This is a genomic window from Parvibaculum indicum (assembly GCF_011762095.1).
In the GTDB taxonomy this organism is placed as follows: Bacteria; Pseudomonadota; Alphaproteobacteria; order Parvibaculales; family Parvibaculaceae; genus Parvibaculum; species Parvibaculum indicum.
This window is the reverse complement of sequence record NZ_JAASQO010000037.1, coordinates 1-1,053: the sequence shown is the minus strand read 5'-3', so window position 1 is coordinate 1,053 and position 1,053 is coordinate 1. Positions and strand designations below refer to the sequence as shown.

General features: G+C 61.2%; 1 protein-coding gene. It reads right to left on the bottom strand.

Annotated elements, in window-relative coordinates; genetic code table 11:
- Positions 1-15: 15 nt before the first annotated feature.
- A protein-coding gene (locus FHS78_RS19200; RefSeq protein WP_167096132.1) for an IS630 family transposase occupies positions 16-962 on the bottom strand; the annotation gives its coding sequence in 2 pieces (ribosomal slippage) (positions 16-623 and positions 623-962; 948 coding nt in all).
- Between the last annotated feature and the right edge of the window lie 91 nt (positions 963-1,053).

The following is a 1,053-nucleotide window of genomic DNA, read 5'->3' as shown; positions in this document are numbered from 1 at the left end:
TAGAGCGGATTCAAATTATTCCTGATCATATCCTGCGGCAGCGAAATAGTTTTTACACTCGGTGGGGGTGAAGGCTTGGATTGCGGATGCGATGGCGTCCCAAAGGTCGTCCTTTGTTCTGGCTGCGGCCTTTCTGAGGAGAGCCTTGAGTTTTGAGAAGGCCATCTCGATGGGATTGAAGTCCGGGCTGTAGGGCGGCAGGTAGAGCAAGGTTACGCCGGCCGCCTCGATGGCCTGGCGGATGCCGGCGACCTTGTGGGCGGGCAGGTTGTCCATCACCACGATGTCACCGGGATTGAGGTCCGGCACCAGCACCTGTTCGACATAGGCTTTGAAGGTGGCGCCGTTCATGGGGCCGTCGAGCAGCATCGGCGCGGCGATGCCGTTCAGGCGCAGGCCGCAGGTAAAGGTCGTCGTTTTCCAGTGGCCATGAGGGATCGCCGCCCGGCACCGTTCGCCCCTTGGAGCCCAGCCCCGGAGCCGCGCCATCCTGGTGTTGGCGCCGGTCTCGTCGATGAAGATCAATCGCTCGGGGTCGAGGTCAGGCTGTCCGTCGAACCAGTCTTGCCGCCGGGCGAGGACGTCCGGGCGCTGTTGCTCGGAGGCATGGCCTGTCTTTTTTTATGCGTCAGCCCGCGCCTTGAGAAAAAATACCAGAGCGTCGCCGCACAGGTCCGCACACCGCGCTCAGCTGCCAGCTTCGCAGCGATCTCATGCAGCGCGATGTCCTTGTTGTCTTCGACAAGCCCCAGAATAAAGGCCTCGTGCTCATCCAGCTTCGACCCCGAGGGCTTGCCCTGACGTCCCGGATCAAGCGATCCTGTCTCGCGCCAGTGCCGATGCCAGTTGATCGCCGTTGACGGCGCCACCGAAAACCGGTCTGCCGCCATCCGGGCTGAAAGTCCTGCCTCAATCGCATCCACAACGCGACGCCGCAGGTCCATACCATATGCGCGTGCCATATCTGCCTCCCGATCTGCCTCGGGATACAGAATCATGTGTCGTCCCCCGTGGGAATCCCCTGACGATTCCTTTTATGATGAAACCGCTCTA